The sequence below is a fragment of the Vibrio sp. V39_P1S14PM300 genome (assembly GCF_009904765.1).
Lineage (GTDB): Bacteria > Pseudomonadota > Gammaproteobacteria > Enterobacterales > Vibrionaceae > Vibrio > Vibrio proteolyticus.
In genome coordinates this window covers 1-13,552 of sequence record NZ_WXWP01000386.1, presented here as the reverse complement: position 1 = coordinate 13,552, position 13,552 = coordinate 1, and the positions used below count along the sequence as shown (strand labels likewise).

Sequence of the window (13,552 nt, the reverse complement as noted above, 5' to 3'; positions counted from 1 at the left end):
GTGTGAGCTTGGTGAGGCACAACTGGCCGTGATGCCGTGTGGTGGAACGCATATCCGTTCGTTGGCTGAATTGCACCGTATTGAGGTGTGTCTGGTACAGACGGACGAGCAGCACATCGAAATGCACACCGATGTAACTCCGATATCGTTCTAATACGATCTTTTTATTAAATGCTGGTTTTTGTGTTTTATTTGACAATTTGCGATATAAAACTCTTTGTTAAATCCATAAACAGTACATGTAACTTATGCTTTCGGTGTGTGGTTATATAAAAGTTCTTTTAGGGGCAGATCGCTGATCAGATCGGAAAGAGCAGAAGATCGAAAAAGGATCTTCTTTCTGTTGGAGAATGTCGCCACAAGACGGATTGTTATCATCGCCTACAGAGCGAGACAACGGGAAGTGGATTCCGCTTTGGTTGTGACATTGATCAAAGAAGGAGAGGTGGGGTGTTCTGATAATGGGAGCATCAACATCAAGACGGAAACCGAACATGAGTCACAATCTGTGTCCGACATGCCAAGATGAGCTGGAATGGGATGGTCGTTACGTTTGCGGTCATTGCCAGACACATTTCCAAAAAGCAGTCTACTGCCCGGAGTGCGGTGCGAGTTTAGAAAAACTGCAGGCGTGCGGAGCCACCAGTTACTTTTGCAATCAGTGCAATGAACTTAAGTCCAAATCGAAAGTTCAGATTGAGTTCATTCCCTGTGATTAAAGAACGCGGGAACGCAACTCACCGTCGGACAGACGGGTGATCAACACATCACCGCTGTTGACATCTGTGGCCTGAGTCAGCACTTTACCCTGCTGCGTCTGAGTGATCGAATAACCGCGTTTCAATGTCGCCAGCGGGCTGACCGTATCGAGCTTCTCTGCCGCCAGCGCCAGTTGATGGCGGTGGTTGATCAGGCTCCTTTGCATCGCATCCTGGAGCTTTTGCTCTACCCGTTGCAATGCTGAACGCTGCTCTGCCAGACGTTTGACTGGCGAGTTCAACTGCAAGCGGTAGTGTTTACGCTCAACAGATTGTTGACGTTGGGAGAGCATGCGCAGCATGGCATGCTCAAGCCGTACCGTCAGATCATCTAATTGTTGGGACTGACGCTGAAGGCGATGACTAGGATGTTGTTTATCCAAGCGGTGCTGGTAGGCCGTCAGCGCTCGAGATTGTTGGATCAGGTAGTAACGCAGAGCGCTGGTGAGTTTTTGACGGCGAGCCTCATAAGCCTGACCTTTGTGGCTGTTGTCCCGGCTGACCAGTTCGGCGGCCGCGGAAGGGGTGGGCGCACGCATGTCAGCCACAAAATCTGCGATGGTCACATCGATTTCATGCCCGACCGCGCTGATGACTGGGATCTGGCTGGCGGCGATGGTTCGTGCCACGATTTCATGGTTAAAGCACCACATATCTTCCAGAGAACCGCCACCTCGCCCTACGATCAAAACATCACATTCATTGCGCGCATTTGCCCGGCCAATCGCCTGGGCAATTTGAATCGCGGCCTCTTCCCCTTGAACTAGGGTCGGATAGATCACGACAGGCAATGAGGGATCCCGGCGTTTAAGCACATCAAGAATATCAAACAGCGCGGCACCGGTCTTTGAGGTGACAACTCCGACACATTTCGGATGCTCTGGTAGAGGACGTTTGTTGGTTTGGGCAAACAAACCTTCAGCGGCGAGCTTCATTTTCAGCTCGTCGAATTGCTGCTGAAGACGGCCATCACCTTCGGGCTGCATGGACTCGATGATCAACTGATAGTCACCGCGTGGCTCATACAGGGATAAGCGGGCCTTGACCAAGACTTGTTGCCCTGATTGTGGCTTAAATGTCACACGACGGTTATTTCCACGAAACATGGCGCATTTAACCTGAGCGCGGCTGTCTTTAAGAGTGAAATACCAGTGACCGGAAACCGGAGCGGTAAAATTTGAGATCTCGCCAATCAGCCACACGATACCCATTTCGTTTTCGAGTAAAAGACGCACTTCGGCGTTCAGGCGAGAGACAGTGAAGATGTTTTGATTGGTCAGGGAAGACACTACTAATCTCGAAGACGTGAGTATGGAAATTAGCGGCAATATAATACATAGCAAGGGGGTAATTGCAAATAAAAAATAAAAAAATGTGTGGTCAAGCGATTGCGTCCGGCGTATAATCCGTCCGCAATATCTAATCCAAATGCACTTTCCCGGTACCTCATCGGCCCGGCTGAAACGCTGCATCTGGATTGTTTGAATATTTTAAATCCTATCTATTGTGAGATATTGCAAATGCTAAGAATTGCCAAAGAAGCGCTGACATTCGACGACGTACTGCTTGTGCCAGCACACTCCACCGTTCTCCCAAATACCGCAGACCTTCGGACTCGGCTGACCAAGAACATCAGTCTCAACATCCCAATGATTTCCGCGTCCATGGATACCGTGACGGAAGCCCGTCTAGCTATCGCACTGGCACAAGAAGGCGGCATTGGCTTTATCCACAAAAACATGTCCATTGAGCAACAAGCCGCTGAAGTTCGTAAAGTAAAGAAATTCGAAGCGGGTGTGGTTGTGGATCCTGTTACCGTGAATCCAGATGCAACTATTGCTGACGTTGTCGCACTGACAGAAAAGCACGGCTTCGCCGGTTTCCCTGTTGTTACTGAAAACAATGAACTTGTTGGCATCATCACAGGCCGTGATGTGCGTTTTGTGACCGACCTGTCCAAAAAAGTCTCTTCGGTTATGACTGCAAAAGAAAACCTGGCAGCGGTGAAAGAAGGTGCTACTCGCGCTGAAGTGCAAGAAAAAATGCACGAAGCACGTGTCGAAAAAGTTTTGGTTGTGAACGACGAGTTCCAGCTGACCGGTATGATCACCGCAAAAGACTTCCACAAAGCTGAACGTAAACCGAATGCTTGTAAAGATGCACGTGGTCGTCTGCGTGTTGGCGCGGCCGTAGGTGCTGGTGCGGGTAACGAAGAGCGCGTCGCTGCTTTGGTTGAAGCTGGCATTGATGTCTTGCTGATCGACTCATCTCACGGTCACTCGGAAGGTGTCCTGAACCGAATCCGCGAAACTCGTGCGGCGTATCCGGAGCTGGATATCATCGGTGGTAACGTGGCGACTGGTGCGGGGGCTAAAGCCCTGATCGAGGCGGGCGTCAGCGCAGTGAAAGTCGGTATCGGCCCGGGTTCCATCTGTACCACTCGTATTGTGACTGGTGTGGGCGTGCCTCAGGTGACGGCGATCGCGGATGCAGCAGAAGTGGCCAATGAATTCGGCATTCCAGTGATTGCTGATGGTGGCATCCGTTTCTCTGGTGACATCTGTAAAGCCATTGTGGCTGGTGCATCATGTGTCATGGTGGGCTCGATGTTCGCTGGTACGGAAGAAGCTCCGGGTGAAGTGATTCTTTACAACGGCCGTTCGTACAAAGCATACCGTGGTATGGGCTCTCTGGGCGCCATGTCCCAAGGTTCTTCAGACCGTTACTTCCAGTCTGACAACGCTGCAGACAAGCTGGTTCCCGAAGGCATTGAAGGTCGTATCGCATACAAAGGCCGACTGAAAGAGATCGTACACCAACAGATGGGGGGCTTGCGCTCCAGCATGGGTCTGACTGGTTCAGCCACAATCGAAGACATGCGTACCAAAGCTGAATTTGTTCGTATTTCCGGTGCAGGTATGAAAGAGTCGCACGTCCACGACGTTCAAATCACTAAGGAAGCGCCAAACTATCGTCTGGGTTAAGCCCGACGTAAACGTTTGCTTTTTTCCTTGATGCATTATTAAGAGGCGAGTAAACTCGCCTCGTTTCCACAACCTAGCTTAAAAGACTGCCCAAAATGACTAAAAACATTCATGACCAACGTATTCTGATCCTGGATTTCGGTTCTCAGTACACGCAGCTAGTCGCGCGCCGTGTTCGTGAGATCGGTGTTTACTGTGAACTGTGGAGCTGGGACGTAGAAGAAGCGGATATTCGTGAATTCAACCCGGACGGCATCATCCTGTCTGGTGGCCCAGAGAGTGTGACAGAAGCCAATTCTCCTCGCGCTCCTCAATACGTATTTGACTCCGGTGTACCGGTATTGGGTGTATGTTACGGCATGCAGACCATGGCGGAACAACTGGGTGGCCGTGTTGCTGGCTCTAACGAACGTGAGTTCGGCTACGCACAGGTTAAAGTGTCGGCGGAATCATCGATTTTTAAAGATCTGGATGCACTCCAGGATGTTTGGATGAGCCACGGCGACAAAGTGGTGGAGATCCCGGCAGACTTCGTCAAAGTGGGCGAGACGGACACCTGTCCATACGCGGCCATGGCCAACGAAGAGAAGAAATACTACGGCGTTCAGTTCCACCCTGAAGTAACGCATACCAAGCAAGGTATGCAGATGCTGGAAAACTTCGTACTGGGCGTGTGTGGTTGTGAGCGCCTGTGGACATCAGAGTCGATCATCGAAGATGCCGTCGCTCGCATTAAAGAGCAAGTGGGCGATGACGAAGTGATCCTAGGCCTTTCCGGTGGTGTGGATTCATCGGTGGTTGCGATGTTGGTTCACCGTGCAATCGGCGATAAGCTTACGTGTGTGTTCGTGGATAACGGCTTGCTGCGTCTAAACGAAGGTCAGCAAGTCATGGACATGTTTGGCGACAAGTTTGGTCTGAACATCATCAAAGTAGACGCAGAAGAGCGTTTCCTGGATGCTCTGAAAGGCAAGTCTGACCCAGAAGAAAAGCGTAAGACCATCGGTCACGTGTTTGTCGACGTCTTCGATGAAGAGTCGAAGAAGCTGAAAAACGCGAAATGGCTCGCTCAGGGCACTATTTACCCAGATGTCATTGAATCTGCGGCATCAAAAACTGGCAAAGCGCACGTGATCAAATCACACCACAACGTGGGCGGCCTGCCTGACGATATGGAAATGGGTCTGGTTGAGCCACTGCGTGAGCTGTTTAAAGACGAAGTGCGTAAGATTGGTCTGGAGCTGGGCCTTCCTTACAACATGCTTTACCGTCATCCATTCCCTGGTCCGGGTCTTGGTGTCCGTGTTCTTGGCGAAATCAAGAAAGAGTACTGTGACTTGCTACGTCGTGCAGATGCGATCTTCATTGAAGAGCTTCACGCAGCAGATCTGTATGACAAAGTCTCTCAGGCGTTCACGGTATTCTTACCCGTTCGCTCTGTAGGTGTGATGGGTGATGGCCGTAAATACGACTGGGTTGTATCGCTGCGTGCGGTTGAAACTATCGACTTTATGACAGCACACTGGGCACACCTGCCATACGATTTCCTGGGCAAGGTATCGAACCGCATCATCAACGAAGTGGACGGTATCTCTCGCGTGGTTTACGACATTTCTGGTAAACCACCAGCGACCATCGAGTGGGAATAATCCTCCTTTAAGAAAGGTCTTGCATTAACAAGCACTAAATCATACTTAAGTCCGCGTAATTGCGGACTTTTTTTGTTTTTGGCTTAGTCATTTTTGGCAATGTCTGGCAACGCCAAGCACGGTTTGACCGTGGTCGTTTTTGAGGGACTAATTTTGAGCCTAAAAACAGCAGATCGGAGCATTGTTATTAAGTTGTTGGGGAACTGAGAGGTTTACGCCCCCAATGTTGGGTAAGTGCGTCGCGCAGCACCGTGAGTTTGGCCGCGCGTTGGCGTGATGGTGGGTATAGCAAATGAAACGGGTACGCCTGTGGGCAGAACTCCGTTAAGACTTCTTTCAGTTCACCTCGCGCCAGTTTGTCGCTCACCACGCAGCGCAGCACTTGTACGATGCCCAGCCCTTGAATTGCAGCGTCAACCAATGGATCGCCATGATCAAAGCGCACGTTACCACTCAAATGGTGATACTCAGTGCTTTTGCCATCAATCCGAAATCGCCAGGGAACTGCTTTGGTCTGACCGCGTGGTTTTACGTGCAAGCAATTAAACTGGCTAAGTTTTTCTGGATGCAAGGGGACACCTTGTTTGGCGAGGTATTCGGGCGAGGCAACGGTCACCCAGTCGGCGTCTTGCAATGCAAACGCCACCAAGCGATCGTCGTCGATGGCACCAAATCTCAGCGCAGCATCATATCCTTCGTCAAAAATCTGAACCTTATGATCGGTGAGCGACAATTCAATGTCTAGAGCGGGGTATTGTTCAGTGAGGCTTTTGACTATGGGCATCATCAGCGATTGCCCCAATGCCGAAGGCGCACTCATTTTTAAGCAACCAGCAGGGGTTGTCTGACTGGATTTGAGCTCGCTATGCGCTTCTTCAAACCCATAAATAAGTGGTTGAATGCGCGTCATAAACAGTTGCCCATCCTCCGTAACCCGGATATTCCGGGTGCTGCGATGAATGAGTTTTGCTCCCACCTGAGATTCCAATCGGTTGATTGCTTTGGAAATACCCGGCTGAGTTAAACCCAAAAGGTGGGCGGCTTGGGTAAAACTGCCCAGCTCGACCACTTTGACAAAGCAACGTGCAGCGTTTAAATCTAAATCCATAACTGAAGTTATTAATGTTCTAATTTTCGTTTATTTATCTCACCTTATTTCATAAGTGATACTGGGACAATCGTTTTATTCCATGAGTGATGACTATGAAATCTCGACTTCCCAGCAGTATTTACTTATTAAGTGTTGGTATCTTTTTAATGGTTTGCTGTGAACTGCAAGTTCTCGGTATGACGCAACAATTGACCTATGATTTGAGCATTTCCGTGGCCAAAGTTGGCTACTTGGTCTCTGGTTTTGCGGCGGCAATGGCGATTGGCGGCCCCGTACTCACTTTAATGTTCAATCGATTGCCGCCCAAAACGTTTGTGATTCGCTTGTACTGCGTGTTTGTGCTGGGCGAGCTCTTGGGGGCGCTCACTCACCAATACTGGCTGCTGATGTTATCGCGCCTAATCACAGGGGCCGTTGCTGGTGCGTTTTTTGGTGTCGCGATCAGCATGTGTCAGCAACTTACCGATAAATCTCGTCAACTCGACGCGGTCGCCTTGGTTTTATCCGGCATCATGTTGGGAACCATCATCGGTCTGCCAATGGCAAAAGTGATGTCAGAAGCGTTTGCCTGGTCGGTGAGCTTCTACCTGTTGGCGTTACTCGCGTTGCTTTGTGCTCTGTTGACCGCGATCAGGTTGCCCAACATTCGACCCGAGTTGTCGCTGGCATTGAGCGCTGAACTCCTAGCGCTAAAAAGTGCCAAGCTAGGGTGGTTGTATGCAACCAGCTTTTTTGTCATCAGTGCCGCATACGCACCTTTTAGCTACATAGTTCCTATGCTGTCAGAGCATGCTTTATTGTCACAAAATTCGACCACCTTGCTGTTGCTGGCGTATGGTTTCGCGATGCTGGTCGGGAATCAAATCGTCGCTAAACTTGCCGTCCACCACGCAAAAATGGTGATCCTTGTCGGTTTGGTATTGGTTGGAGCCGCTCTTAGCGTGTTTTATCTGTTGGGGCACAACCCTTTTATCGCGGGGGCTGCAACCTTAGTCATTGGTTTGTGTGGCGTCAGTTTAAACCCAGCGCTGGTTGCTCGAATCATGCAGCTTCCTCAAGGTCAGAGAACCTTTACTCATACCGTACACTCGTCAGTGATTACGCTGGGCATTATGTTTGGCAGTTTTATCGCCGCATTAGGATTGGATTTTGGCTTTTCTCTGATCTCACCACTGCTTGTCGGCCTGGGTTTTGCGTTTATTGCGATGCTGATTGTGCTGTTTACCCCACCGCTGTTAGCGACAAGTACGCTGTCGACAAAGGGAACTTGAGATCATTACATTCTTGATGATTTCCAGCAGCCAAACGCTCCAGCGACGTTTTTCATCCTGTGTTGACTCTGGATAGAGAAGGGGCTCTTGCGTTGATCGGCGCTAGCAGAGGTTAACCGCAGGATCCTCTTCTACACTATGCAAGACATGGCACCGATTTCGCTTCATGTGGCCGGAGAGCCGGTGAAAGGAAAGAGGATATATCAGACTCAACAACGAAATGGCTTCGATCTATGACTTCGTCTGTGGAACAACGCATCAATGCGATTTACCGCGCAGAATCATGCCGAATTCTGGCCACATTGTTGCGCTTGTTACGGGGGGACTTCGCTCTCGCCGAGGAAGCGCTGCACGATGCGTTTATTGCCGCATTGTCGCAGTGGCAACGCGATGGTATCCCCGATAACCCCAGAGCCTGGCTGGTGTCGGCAGGGCGTTTTAAAGCCATCGACCGAATTCGCCGTAACCAGCCTTTGAATACGGCGCTGAATGAGTTGGCGCAACTCTTGGAGGCGCAATGCCACACTCAACCATTCGACGATGACGAAACGATTGAAGACGATCGCTTGCGCTTAATTTTTACTTGTTGTCATCCAAGCCTCTCTATGGACGCCCGGGTTGCGCTCACGCTGAGAGAGGTGTGCGGTTTGAGTACCGAAGCGATTGCAGCCGCCTTTTTGGTCTCGGTTCCGACTCTGGCGCAGCGTATCGTCCGAGCCAAGAATAAAATTCGCGATGCCGGGATCCCCTATGAGGTGCCTCTTCCCGAAGAGTGCTCTGTCCGGCTTGAGGCGGTTCTGCCGGTGGTGTACCTGGTATTTAACGAAGGTTATTCCTCCGCTTACGGCGCCGACTTAACCCAACCGGATTTGTCTGGAGAAGCGATACGTCTGGGACGCTTACTATTGGACCTGTTGCCGGACAGCGAAGTGATGGGGCTGCTGGCACTGATGTTATTGCATGATGCCAGACGGGTTGGACGCCTCTCAGCCAAAGGGGATTTGATCCCTTTGGAAGATCAGGATCGCCGCCTGTGGGATCGCGAACAAATCCGTGAGGGCAGTGAATTGGTTGTCAAGGCATTAAGCTCGGGGTCCGTGGGCGTTTATGCGTTACAAGCCGCGATTGCTGCGCTGCACGCCGAAGCACCAAGTGCGGAACAAACTGATTGGGCAGAAATTACCGGTTTGTATGACGTGCTGCTGCGCCTCAATCCATCTCCGATCATTGAACTCAATCGTGCCGTTGCGCTGGCTATGCGTGATGGCCCACACGCGGGCCTGCAGGCGATAGAATCATTGTCTGGTCACAAAGAGCTTCAACGCTACCATTTGTTTTATGCGGCTCAGGCGGACCTCTATCGCCGATTAAATCAGCCAGTTAACGCGATGCACTATTATCAACAAGCACTTGAATTTGTACAACAGGAGCCGGAGCAGCGGTTTCTCCAGCAGCGACTGGAAGCGTTAAAAAGAAAAATGCCTTCATGATGATCTTGTGTGGGGTTGGTGCATTTAATATCGGCGACACAGATGAGACCGGGCATACGGGGACAAAAAAATTTTTCATGCGTGTCGATTTCCCTCTTGCTACGACGACTAAGTAGTGAAATCACCCAAAAAACTGAGGAATTACACCATGAGTTACGTTGATGGATTTATTCTCGCCGTACCAAAGGCGAACAAAGACGCATTTATTCAACATGCAGAGAAAGCCGATACTGTTTTTATTGAATGGGGCGCAATACGTGTGATCGAGTGCTGGGAAGAGGATGTGGCAGACGGAAAAGTGACGGACTTTCGTCGTGCTGTCCAAGCCCATCAAGATGAAGCCGTCGTGTTCTCCTGGGTCGAATGGCCAGATAAAGCCACTCGCGATGCCGGGATGGCAAAAATGCAAGCTGCAATGATGAGCGACCCGCGTCTTAACCCCGAACAAAATCCGATGCCTTTTGATGGTATGCGGCTGATTTTCGGCGGCTTTAAACCGATAGTTCTACTTGAATCGGCGCACGCCGTACATCATGACGACCAACAAGGAGCTACTGCTTATGTCTAAGCAACATGGAGAATTTGTCTGGTACGAACTGGTCACAGACAACGTGGATGCGGCCTGTGACTTTTATCAAGGAGTGTTGGGGTGGGAGATGGGCGACAATGACCAGCCTGATAGCGATTACCGCATTATTCGTGCCCGTGATACTCACAGTGGTGAGTGGTTTGATATCGGCGGCATGCTACTTCTGGATGACGCGATGGTTCAACGAGGCGCAAGGCCAGTCTGGCTCGGCTACATTGCCGTGGATGACATCGACCAAAGTATCACCAATGCGCTTGCAGCAGGCGCTGGTGTCATCATGCCTTTGACCGAATTGCCTGAGGTCGGACGCATTGCGATGCTGAACGACCCCACAGGAAGTCCGTTTTACATCATTCAGTCAAGCTGTGAAACACCCAGTATGGCCTTTGCATCGGACAAACCCCGTGTGGGGCATTGCGCCTGGAATGAATTGAGAAGTTCTGATCCACAAGCGGCTAAAGCATTTTACTTTGAGATCTTTGGCTGGAGCAAGGATGGTGAACTGGATATGGGATCGATGGGGAGCTATGAGTTTATTCGTCACAATGGTGTGATTGGGGCTGTTATGCCCAAACCGCAAGACATCCCACTCTCAACATGGCAGTACTATTTCCGTTGCGCGGATATCGATGACGCTTGTGTCGCGATTGTCCGTAACGGTGGGTTAGTGCTCCATGGCCCGGACGAGATTCCCGGCGGCGATTTTATTATCAATGGGCAGGATCCTCTTGGTGCGCCTTTTGCGCTGGTCGGTGCAAGACGCACATAAAGGAGAGCGCGCTTGGTGTCTGGATGTCGGCCTTTTCACTTATTGTGCACACCAAAGCGCGACGCACCTCTGTGAAAGACAGGAGAGCTGAAATGAAATATTTATGTCTGGTGTATTACAACGAGCACAAGATGTTGCAGATGTCGCAACAAGAGTGGGATGTCCTCAACCGGGAATGCATGGGCTGTGTCGAACAGCTTAGCAACAGTGGCCATTTTCTTGATGGTGCGCCACTGCGTTCGACGGCAACCGCAACCACGCTGCGTGTGCGCGACAATACCCCCATTGTAACCGATGGCCCATTTGCGGAAACCAAGGAGCAGTTGGCCGGTTTTTATATGCTTGATGCCCGGGATATGAATGAGGCGATTCGTCTGGCCGAAAAAATACCCCCTGCGCGGTATGGCTGTGTGGAAATTCGCCCGGTACGAGAGCTGATGTCAGTTGACAACCATCGCTGAGCCAAGTGCTCGACAACGTGGCAGATCAAGGAGGAGAAAATGTCTAATCAAACCGGAACAGTAAAGTTACACCGAGTGCTGAGGGCGCCGGTGGCGCGTGTTTATCAGGCGTTTACGCAGCAGCACGCATTAGAATACTGGTTGCCGCCGTTTGGCTTCATCGGCAAGATAGACGATATGGATGTGCGTGTTGGCGGAGGTTATCGCATGTCGTTTATGAATTTCAGTACCGGGCTTTTGCATGCCTTTAGCGTCCGGTTTATTGAGCTCAAGCCCAACGAACGTATCTGTCATACAGATCGGTTTGAGGACGAATCGTTGTCTGGGGAAATGCGGGTGAGCATCGAGTTGACCCCCGTATCGTGTGGCACGGAATTACGCATTTGTCAGCAAGGGATCCCAGCATTGATTCCGGTCGAGTCATGCTACCTCGGCTGGCAGGAATCGCTGATCCAGTTGGCTCATTTGGTTGAACCGGAGATGTCTTCGGATCAGAGTGCTTTGTAGCGTTGTAGCCAAACTGCCACACGTCCATTGTTGTAGGTCCACTTAGTCGATGTTTTTCAGCTCACCAGTCAGTTCGGCTGGCAAAGGGGCTAAATTGGTCTGCGTGTAGCTGAAGTCACTCGCAAAATCTCATTTTTCTTCCAACTTCTCCTATTCAGTAGCGCATAGGCTGCCTACTCTCTTGAACATTATTGTGTTGATGATGGAAGGAAATAATCATGTTAAATCCGAGCAAGTTATCGGTGTTATTGGGGTGGGCAATAGCTGCCAGTAGTCATGCGGCGATGAATATTCAGCCGGATCCAGAGAACCCCAATGGTTACGTGGTGGCGCGTGCAGACATCACGGCTGCGGAACAGGCGAAAACCGCAGATCCGATGTACGCTACTTGGGCAAAAGCATTGGAAACTCGGGCTAACACCATTGTGGAAGCGATTGAGCCGGGGCTGGCAAGTAACCCGGAAAACGTCAAACGGGTTGAGCGTGTCTTCCCACAGTCAGAATGGGACTTTCTGACACATATGGCGGCACCCGAGTACACTTATACACGTTTCTTGCGTGCAATCGGCAAGTTTCCGGCATTTTGTGGGGAGTACACTGACGGCCGTGATTCGGATGCCATCTGCCAAAAGTCCATTGTGACGGCGTTTGCCCATTTTGCTCAGGAAACTGGAGGGCACATTGCCAAAGATAATGTGTCGGATAACCCATTGGCGCTGGAAGAGTGGCAACAGGCGCTGGTGCATGTACGGGAAATGGGTTGGTCGGAAGGCCAGGAAGGATACACGACAGGGTGTGGACAGAATGACTGGCAGAATGCTCGCTGGCCGTGTGCTCCAGGGCAGGGGTACTTCGGTCGCGGGGCCAAGCAACTGTCTTATCATTTCAACTACGGTGCGTTTTCCGAAGTGATGTTTGATGGCGATGCCACGGTATTGCTTAATGATCCCGGGCGGGTGGCCGACTCTTGGCTCAATTTGGCGTCGGCGATTTGGTTTTTCTTAACGCCACAGGCGCCTAAGCCTGCAATGCTGCACGTGATTGATCGGACCTGGAGCCCATCACAACGGGAAATCGATGCCGGGATCGGTTATGGCTTCGGCACTACAATCAACGTGATTAACGGCGGGATTGAATGTGGTGAGCAGAACAAAGAGAAAGGGCAGCCAGTCAACCGTATCCGCTATTGGGAGGGGCTGTCGGCACACTATCAGATCCCACTCGAAGCCGATGAGAAAAACACCTGTTGGCAGCAAACGCCATACGGCAGCCTCAACCTGAACGGTGCGACGGATGTGCTTTATACCAACTGGGACGGGAACTGGAAGTATTACCCGGATCGCCCGGGCGGCTATTCGTTCGAATGCGAACTGGTCGGTTTTCAGACCGCGTATTCTGCATTGGTACCGGGGGATTACGAGAAATGTGTGACGAACTTCTATGGCTCGCACGCCAACTGGCCTCAAGTGCGCGTTGTGGAGCAGCTTGAACCAGGCGATCCGGGTACCGAGCCAGGCAGTGGCGACTGGGACAGCAACAAAGTGTATAACGCGGGTGATCAGGTCGTATTTAATGGTGTAACTTACCAGGCCAAATGGTGGACACAAGGAGACAGCCCGGCAGATGGTGGCCCTTGGAAACAGGTGAGTGGCACACCGAGTGAGCCAGAACCGACTCCAGGCCCAACACCAGAGCCTGAACCAACACCAGTGCCGGATAGTTTCATTCAATGGCAGCCTGGAGTAACACAGGTAGCGGACGGTGACAAAGTGACTTATAACGGCAAGTGTTTCATCGCCAAAAACGGTCCGGGTGTGTGGGAAACGCCGCTGCAATCCAACTGGTTTTGGGACGAAATTGCCTGCCAGTGAAAAATAAATTGTTGCATGATAAGCCCCTGAGTGTTCAGGGGCTTTGTGTTTCCTTTTAAAAGGCTTTATTTATCATATGATTAACCTTATCT

General features: G+C 50.9%; 12 protein-coding genes. 10 read left to right on the top strand and 2 right to left on the bottom strand.

Annotated features, from left to right (window positions below; all coding sequences use genetic code 11):
• The first annotated feature begins 494 nt into the window (after positions 1 to 494).
• Positions 495 to 719 (top strand): zinc ribbon domain-containing protein, encoded by a 225-nt coding sequence (locus tag CAG65_RS20150; protein WP_021706606.1) that lies wholly within the window; start codon positions 495 to 497, stop codon positions 717 to 719.
• On the opposite strand, the gene xseA is transcribed toward CAG65_RS20150, so the two are convergent.
• Positions 716 to 2,047, bottom strand: a complete 1,332-nt coding sequence (gene xseA / locus CAG65_RS20145) for an exodeoxyribonuclease VII large subunit (protein WP_161454770.1) — start codon at positions 2,045 to 2,047, stop codon at positions 716 to 718. The genes CAG65_RS20150 and xseA overlap by 4 nt on opposite strands.
• Before the next feature lie 231 nt (positions 2,048 to 2,278).
• Here xseA and guaB point away from each other — a divergent pair, with 231 nt between their 5' ends.
• Positions 2,279 to 3,742 (top strand): IMP dehydrogenase, encoded by a 1,464-nt coding sequence (guaB, locus tag CAG65_RS20140; RefSeq protein WP_021706608.1) that lies wholly within the window; start codon positions 2,279 to 2,281, stop codon positions 3,740 to 3,742.
• Positions 3,743 to 3,837: 95 nt separating this feature from the next.
• Complete coding sequence (gene guaA / locus CAG65_RS20135; RefSeq protein WP_021706609.1) at positions 3,838 to 5,391, top strand: glutamine-hydrolyzing GMP synthase; 1,554 nt, start codon at positions 3,838 to 3,840, stop codon at positions 5,389 to 5,391.
• 187 nt (positions 5,392 to 5,578) lie between these two features.
• Here the strand turns inward: guaA and CAG65_RS20130 are convergent, their stop codons facing one another.
• Positions 5,579 to 6,499, bottom strand: a complete 921-nt coding sequence (locus CAG65_RS20130) for a LysR family transcriptional regulator (RefSeq protein ID WP_161454769.1) — start codon at positions 6,497 to 6,499, stop codon at positions 5,579 to 5,581.
• Positions 6,500 to 6,678: 179 nt separating this feature from the next.
• Between CAG65_RS20130 and CAG65_RS20125 the strand changes: the two genes are divergently transcribed.
• The 7 genes from CAG65_RS20125 to CAG65_RS20095 all read left to right on the top strand — a co-directional run bounded on the left by CAG65_RS20125 (position 6,679) and on the right by CAG65_RS20095 (position 13,460).
• A complete protein-coding gene (locus tag CAG65_RS20125; protein WP_237668864.1) occupies positions 6,679 to 7,773 on the top strand; it encodes an MFS transporter in 1,095 nt (364 codons plus the stop codon).
• 233 nt (positions 7,774 to 8,006) lie between these two features.
• A complete protein-coding gene (locus CAG65_RS20120) occupies positions 8,007 to 9,263 on the top strand; it encodes an RNA polymerase sigma factor (RefSeq protein ID WP_161454767.1) in 1,257 nt (418 codons plus the stop codon).
• Between the two features lie 148 nt (positions 9,264 to 9,411).
• Positions 9,412 to 9,831 carry a DUF1428 domain-containing protein gene (locus CAG65_RS20115; RefSeq protein ID WP_021706613.1) on the top strand — a complete coding sequence of 140 codons (420 nt, stop codon included), beginning with the start codon at positions 9,412 to 9,414 and terminating at the stop codon, positions 9,829 to 9,831.
• Positions 9,824 to 10,621 carry a VOC family protein gene (locus CAG65_RS20110; protein ID WP_161454766.1) on the top strand — a complete coding sequence of 266 codons (798 nt, stop codon included), beginning with the start codon at positions 9,824 to 9,826 and terminating at the stop codon, positions 10,619 to 10,621. Before CAG65_RS20115 ends, CAG65_RS20110 begins: the two co-directional genes overlap by 8 nt.
• 92 nt (positions 10,622 to 10,713) lie before the next feature.
• Positions 10,714 to 11,082, top strand: a complete 369-nt coding sequence (locus CAG65_RS20105; RefSeq protein WP_021706615.1) for a YciI family protein — start codon at positions 10,714 to 10,716, stop codon at positions 11,080 to 11,082.
• A gap of 39 nt (positions 11,083 to 11,121) precedes the next feature.
• The gene (locus tag CAG65_RS20100) at positions 11,122 to 11,589 is read left to right on the top strand and encodes an SRPBCC family protein (RefSeq protein WP_021706616.1); all 468 of its coding nucleotides are present in this window, start codon (positions 11,122 to 11,124) and stop codon (positions 11,587 to 11,589) included.
• A gap of 218 nt (positions 11,590 to 11,807) precedes the next feature.
• Positions 11,808 to 13,460: a chitinase gene (locus CAG65_RS20095; RefSeq protein ID WP_161454765.1), complete on the top strand. Its 1,653-nt coding sequence runs from the start codon at positions 11,808 to 11,810 to the stop codon at positions 13,458 to 13,460.
• Positions 13,461 to 13,552 lie beyond the last annotated feature (92 nt).